The 6,672-nt window shown below is 61.7% G+C and carries 4 protein-coding genes; 3 read left to right on the top strand and 1 reads right to left on the bottom strand.

Annotated features, from left to right (window positions below):
- Positions 1-601: 601 nt before the first annotated feature.
- Complete coding sequence (locus ACZ9H4_RS36070) at positions 602-1,639, top strand: transporter (protein ID WP_476122965.1); 1,038 nt, start codon at positions 602-604, stop codon at positions 1,637-1,639.
- Between the two features lie 343 nt (positions 1,640-1,982).
- Here the strand turns inward: ACZ9H4_RS36070 and hmpA are convergent, their stop codons facing one another.
- The gene (gene hmpA / locus ACZ9H4_RS36065; protein WP_476122963.1) at positions 1,983-3,164 is read right to left on the bottom strand and encodes an NO-inducible flavohemoprotein; all 1,182 of its coding nucleotides are present in this window, start codon (positions 3,162-3,164) and stop codon (positions 1,983-1,985) included.
- Between the two features lie 109 nt (positions 3,165-3,273).
- On the opposite strand from hmpA, the gene norR reads away from it, so the two are divergent.
- Both norR and ACZ9H4_RS36055 read left to right on the top strand, forming a co-directional pair.
- Positions 3,274-4,869 (top strand): nitric oxide reductase transcriptional regulator NorR, encoded by a 1,596-nt coding sequence (gene norR, locus ACZ9H4_RS36060; RefSeq protein WP_476122961.1) that lies wholly within the window; start codon positions 3,274-3,276, stop codon positions 4,867-4,869.
- 248 nt (positions 4,870-5,117) lie between these two features.
- Positions 5,118-6,653 carry a class I adenylate-forming enzyme family protein gene (locus ACZ9H4_RS36055; RefSeq protein ID WP_408150241.1) on the top strand — a complete coding sequence of 512 codons (1,536 nt, stop codon included), beginning with the start codon at positions 5,118-5,120 and terminating at the stop codon, positions 6,651-6,653.
- The last annotated feature ends 19 nt before the right edge of the window (positions 6,654-6,672 follow it).

The raw sequence follows: 6,672 nt of genomic DNA, 5'->3' as shown, positions 1-6,672 counted from the left end.
GGCGCTCAACTGACCGGGGCGCCGGTCCTGCGGATTAAAGGTGCGGACGTCGCGCCGTAACAGGCCACCCGATCTCAATCTCGATCCCGATCCCGCTCCGCCACGCGCAACGCATGGCACATCAGCCGCCTGGCGGCCCCCCATCTCAACCCGGCCGCCAACTGAAGGCCGGACCGCTCGCGGCGTGCGCGTCGTCCTGAGCGCGCAGTCAGAGAACTCCAGCCGCTCTGGCGCTTTGCTTCAACTTGACTTGCATCGTACGCGTAAGCGCGCGCCCGGCGGATGATCACCCATACATTCTTCTCCGCCCCGCTAGTCAGGACCTTCAAATGAACCTCCCACTGATCGCGTCCTGACGCCGCAATATGACGTTCTTGTGACCATTAAACCTCAATAGCCTGAACGTTAGGCTCTGGTAAGCAAACAAAAAATTAACGGGTTAACCTTCTTTCGATTGGCCGCGATATGCTCGGGCATTTCGTTCCAATCCAGTCTGCGCGTACCGAAGATGGGAATCGCGGCGTGCCTGCCGGAATTTCATCTTCAGCCGCAAAAATGGCCGGATGCCGATTCGGCACGGGAAGCAAACGCTGAACGACATATGAAATCTGACCTGCTATTGCAAACCTACGGTGCCGATTCGTCCGGCATGGTATGCGGCTTCCTTTTTTCTTCGACCCGCGCCGGGCGGCCGATCGACGCGGACCAGGTCCTCGAATGGCTTCGTGAGCAAGACGTGCACGGTGAGGCGAAAGAGGCCGGCGAGTTTCTCTGGCTTCATTTCAATCTGGCGCACAGCACGAGCGAGCGCTGGATGAGAGCGCAACTCGACTTGCCGGAGGCATTCTTCGACGCATTGCAGGAGGGTTCGCACTCGACGCGTATCGAACATGCAGATGGCGCGCTACGCGCAGTCGTCAACGACGTCATGTTCAACCTCGAGTTCATTCCTTCTGAAATCGCGACGTTATGGATCTACGCGAATCAGCGGATCATCGTTACCGCGCGCCTCAAGCCGCTGCGCTCGGTCGACCGCTTGCGCGCGTCGGTCAGAGAAGGGGAAATATTCAGGTCACCTGCGGAATTGCTGGTTCACCTGATGCGCGACCAGGCTGACTTGCTGGTGCAGATTGTCCGGCGAACCAGCGCGGACGTCGACCGGATCGAGGACCGCTTCCTTTCGCAACGGCCGACACAGAACCGGCTCGACCTCGGCGCGATGCGTCGTATGCTGACGCGGTTGCAACGCATGCTCGCACCGGAGCCTGGCGCGATCTTCCGTTTGCTCGCACGGCCGCCGCGCTGGCTTCAGCAAGAAGACGTGCAGGATCTGCGCGAATCGACGGAAGAGTTCTCCGTTGTTCTCTCCGATGTGGCCGGACTGATCGAGCGGGTCAGGCTGCTGCAGGAAGAAATCATCTCCCGGCTCGAAGAGCAGAACAACCGCACGCTGTTCACGCTGACGCTGGTGACCGTGCTGGCGATGCCGATCAATATCGTCGCGGGCTTCTTCGGAATGAACGTGGGGGGTATCCCATTCGCCGAGAATCGCCACGGGTTTTGGGTCATGGTGTTCCTGGTCGCCGCCTTCACGGGGCTGGCCGGGTGGTGGGCGTTTCGCCGGCGCAAGGAGCGGTAGGAAAGAGCGGGTTCACGTGACCGTGAGAGCGTGCGCGCCGCTCTTCAATCAACTTTTCTCCGCCCGAAGAGCACGTCAAGGCGCCCGCAGAGTCCTGCGTCCAGACCTGTTCGTGCAAGTACGAGCCCGACGCGCATCATCGTCGTGAATGGACGCCTGGATGTCCGCAAGCACCGCAATCTGGATGCGAGCGGCCACATAATGCTGGGCACGAAGCCCATCGTGAGAAGCGATAGACAAAACAAAGTGGCCGATGGAAGGAGAACCCGGAGGCCCCCCAAGCAACTTCAATTCCCCTACCGCCCCCAACGATTCAAAACAGCCGACAAACACTCAAACAGGCCTATTCAAGCGCCGAAGCCGGCCCAAAGAACTCATAACGGCTTTGCGACTCCGGCACACCAATCGCCTTGAGATGCTTCTTCACCGCTTTCATGAACGCGATCGGCCCGAGGAAATAGACGTCGACATCACGCGTTTCCGGCAACCATTGAGCAAGGCGTGTCTCGTCGAGATAGCCGATGCCATGCGCGTCCGCATCACCCGCACGATGTTGCTCATAGCAATAGAAGCGCTTCAGCCGCGGATAGCGCGCAGCCAATGCGTCGATCGCATCACGGAACGCATGAACCCCGCCATGCCGCGCCGAATGGATAAAGTGCACAGGACGATCGGTATTCAGCGCGGCTTGCAGCATCGCCAGCGTGGGCGTGATGCCCACACCGCCGCTGATCAGCACCAACGGCTTGTCGGTATGTTCGAGCTTGAAATCGCCGGCCGGCGCGAACAGTTCCACGGTGTCGTTTTCGTTCACGCGCGTATGCAGATAGTTCGACACTTTTCCGTTCGGTTCGCGTTTCACGCTGATGCGGTACTCACGTCCATTCGCCATGGCCGAGAGCGAATAATTGCGGCGCACTTCTTCGCCATCGATGACCAGTCGCACGCCGATGTACTGCCCGGGATGAAATGCGAGCAACTCGCCGCCATCGTCAGGACGCAGATAGAACGACGTGATCTCATCGCTCTCACGCACTTTGCGCGCGACCCGGAACAGACGCGTGCCGCGCCACCCACCCGGTGCCGCTTCCCGTTCGGCGTAGATTTGTTCTTCGAGCCCGCTCAGCAGATCGGCGAGTTGCTGGTAGGCAGCGGCCCATGCCGCGATGACCGCATCGGTTGCGATTTCCGCGCCGAGCACTTCGCGGATGGCGCGCAGCAGGCACTGCCCGACGATTGGATAATGCTCCGGCAGGATATTCAGCGAGACATGCTTGTTGACGATCTGTGCGACCAATCCGCCGAGCTGGTCGAGTTGATCGATATGACGCGCGTACATCAGCACGCCATTGGCCAACGCACGCGGTTGCGCGCCGCTTGCCTGATTCGCCTGATTGAACAGTGGGCGCACTTCCGGATATTCGCTCAACATCAGGTTGTAGAAGTGCGTGGTCAGCGCCTCGCCTCCGCTTTCGAGCAGAGGAATGGTTGCTTTGACAATGGCGCGGTGTTCGGCGGAAAGCATATGAAGTCCTTGGGTGATGGTTTATGCAACTGATCTGCGAGACGGGACTTACTATCCACGATTCGTGCCAGGTATAAAATGCAGTTAAATCAAAGATCTGGGTATTAAAATGGTCGATTCGACCCCGGTCAAAAAGACTCCTGACGGAGTCAATCTGACTGCAGAAGCACTGCTTGACGCGCTGACGCCGCTGATCCTCGATCTGTCGCGCGATCTGTCCGACCGCGAACGCTATCGCCGTTTGCTCAGCAGTCTGCGCACGCTATTTCCGGGTGACGCCGCCGCGCTATTGCGTCTCGAAGGCGACACGCTCGTGCCGCTGGCTATCGATGGCCTGAGCAGCGATACGCTCGGACGGCGTTTTCGGGTCGGCGATCATCCGCGCTTCGAACGTTTGCTGTCGCGGCCCGAGCCGACGCGCTTCGCGGCCGACTCCGATTTGCCTGACCCCTACGACGGCCTCGTGCAAGGCGTGCCTGGGAAGCTCGAAGTGCACGACTGCCTCGGCTGTCCGCTGTTCATTCGCGGTCGCCCTTGGGGCCTGCTCACGCTCGACGCACTGGACCCAGCCCGCTTCGACGCGATCGACATGGCCTCGCTGCGTGCATTTCTCGGCCTTGCCGCCGCGACGGTGAGCGTCGTGGAACGGATCGACACGCTGGCCCGCAGTGGAGAAGAAGCGCGCCTTCGCGCTGAAGCCTACCGGCAGGCGAGCAGCCAGAGCCGTCGCGAGTTGATCGGCAGCAGCGATGCTCATCACCACATGGTCAAGGAGATCGAGGTGGTCGCCGCAAGCGACCTGACCGTGCTGATCACAGGCGAGACCGGCGTTGGCAAGGAACTCGTGGCGAATGCGATCCACGCGTTGTCGCCGCGAGCGAACAAGCCGCTGGTGAGTCTGAACTGCGCGGCGTTGCCGGACACGCTGGTCGAGAGTGAATTGTTCGGGCATGTGCGCGGCGCGTTCTCGGGCGCGTCGTCGGATCGGCGCGGCAAATTCGAACTCGCGGACGGCGGCACGATCTTTCTTGACGAGGTGGGAGAGCTGCCGCTCGCCGTGCAAGCCAAACTCTTGCGTGTACTTCAGAACGGCCAGCTACAGAGAATTGGTTCGGATCACGAACATAAAGTCGACGTGCGGCTGATCACCGCGACGAATCGCGACCTCGCCGAAGAAGTGCGGGCAGGGCGGTTTCGGGCGGACTTTTATCATCGTCTGAGTGTCTACCCGTTGCGCGTGCCGCCCTTGCGCGAGCGAGGTCGCGACGTGCTGCTGCTGGCAGGCTTTTTCCTCGAAGAGAATCGCTCGCGGCTTGGCTTGCTGAGTCTGCGGCTGGCGGCGGACGCGCAGGCCGCGTTGTTGCGCTATTCGTGGCCGGGCAATGTGCGGGAACTCGAGCATCTGATCGGGCGCAGTGCGTTGAAGGCGCTGGCCGCCAATCGTGAGCATCGCCGCATTCTCACGCTGAGCGCCGCCGACTTTGCGCTGTCCGATACGCCGCACGGAGAAAAAATCCCGGCACCCACAGGGGTGACGCAGGAGAGCGGAGCGAAGGATTTTCGCAGCGCGGTGACGGAGTTCGAGCGTTCCATCGTGCTCGACGCGCTCGCACGCAACAAGCAGAATTGGGCGGCGGTCGCACGTGAACTCGGGCTCGACAGGGCAAATCTGAATCGTCTGGCGAGGCGGCTTGGGCTTAAATGAATCACAGCTGAAAAGGCTCAGTAGTCGATGACGCGAGCGCATCGACGGCGATCTGTCATCAACGGAACACCTTCACCGCTTTTTCCCACACCCTTCACCCTTGCAGACACGTCAGTAAAACTACCAGGTTAAGCCACGCCGAATCCCCACTTCGCTGAAAACAAATTGTGAGCGCCGCGCGGCTCGAAGACACTGGCATCCAGTCGAGCGGCGCATTCAGGCGTCGCGCAGCTTAGGGGATAGGGACCATGACATTGGCTGGACCGGAGCCGCACAAGATCAGCGACATTGCACGTCACTGGGCGGCGGCCACGCCCGACGCCATTGCGATTCGCGAAGAGGGCGCGCAGTTGAGCTTTGGACGTTTGTGGCAGAACGTCGAAGCGGCAACGCGATTCCTGCGCGAGCAGGGCGTCGACAGCGGCGACCGCGTGATGATCGTCGCGGAAAACTGCACGGCGGTGATCACGCTGTTGTTCGCGCTGTCGGAACTGGGGGCGTGGCCCGCGATCGTCAACGCGCGCCTGTCCGAGCGTGAGATCGAGGCGATCCGCGAACACTGCACGCCGCGTCTGATGATCTTCACGCACTCGGCTTCGCCCGATGCGGTACGTCATGGCGTGCGCTATCGAGCCCGCGAGATCGCACCGCAAGGGCTGGGGCCGTTGATGCTTGGCGCGCATGACGCCGCCGCGATACGTGAGCCGGAAGCACAGGCGCGCGAGGTGGCGTTGCTGATCTACACGTCGGGCACCACCGGCAAGCCGAAGGGCGTGATGGCCACGCATCGCGGCCTGCTGCATTTCGCACGCGTCTCGGCGAGTTCGCGCGACATGACGCCCGCCGATTGCGCGTACGCGGTCATGCCGATCTCGCACATTTTCGGCCTTGCTACGTTGCTGCTCGCGACCTTCCAGGCCGGCGCGAGTCTGCTGCTCGCGGCGCGTTTCAGCGCGGAAGAGGTACTCGCCGCGCTCGCCGCCGACGAAATCTCGATCCTGCAAGGCGTGCCCACCATGTTCACGCGCATCGTCGCCCAGGTGCGCGAGCAGGGCGGCCTGCGCTTCACGTCGAAGCTGCGTTATCTGTACACCGGTGGCGGTCCGTTGGACCCGACCTTGAAGAAGGATGTCGAAGCGTTGTTCGGTCAGCCTCTGCATCACGGCTACGGGATGACCGAATACGCGGGCTCGCTGTTCATCACGCGGATGGAGCGGCCGCGTGAGGATTGCTCGTCGGGCGAGATCGTCGAAGGCGCGGAACTGCGCATTGTCGATGCCGAACACAACGACGTCGAGCGCGGCACACCGGGAGAGTTGTGGGTGCGCGGCCCCGGCGTGATGCGCGGCTACTATCGCGCGCCGGAACAAACCGCTGAAGCGTTGCGCCCCGGCGGCTGGCTGAACACCGGCGACATCGGCCGCCTCGGCGACGACGGCGCGCTGTTCATCGTCGGCCGTACCAAGGACCTGATCATTCGCTCGGGCTTCAACGTCTATCCGATCGAAGTCGAATCGGTGATCAACACGCACGAGTCGATCAAGCAATCGGCGGTAGTGGGCCGCACGACCGGCGACGGCAACGAGGAAGTGATCGCCTTCGTAGAACTGAAAGAGGACGCCGAGTTCGACGTCGAAGAACTGCAGGACTATCTGGCCGACCGACTCTCCGCATACAAGCGGCCCGCGCAGATCGTTCGCATCGATGCGATTCCGACCACCGCGAGCGGCAAGCTGCTCAAGCAGAAGCTGCGGGCGCTCGCCGGAGAATTGCAGGCGCACTAGAAAGCGCACGAGGCCGCCG

The organism is Paraburkholderia sp. TE9906 (assembly GCF_056279605.1).
The sequence above is the reverse complement of the archived record's forward strand: the minus strand, read 5'-3'. Positions and strand labels throughout refer to the sequence as shown.

Coding starts and splice junctions, on each gene's coding strand:
- norR (WP_476122961.1), top strand. CDS start 3,274: ATGGTCGATTCGACCCCGGTCAAAAAGACTCCTGACGGAGTCAATCTG.
- ACZ9H4_RS36055 (WP_408150241.1), top strand. CDS start 5,118: ATGACATTGGCTGGACCGGAGCCGCACAAGATCAGCGACATTGCACGT.
- hmpA (WP_476122963.1), bottom strand. CDS start 3,164: ATGCTTTCCGCCGAACACCGCGCCATTGTCAAAGCAACCATTCCTCTG.
- ACZ9H4_RS36070 (WP_476122965.1), top strand. CDS start 602: ATGAAATCTGACCTGCTATTGCAAACCTACGGTGCCGATTCGTCCGGC.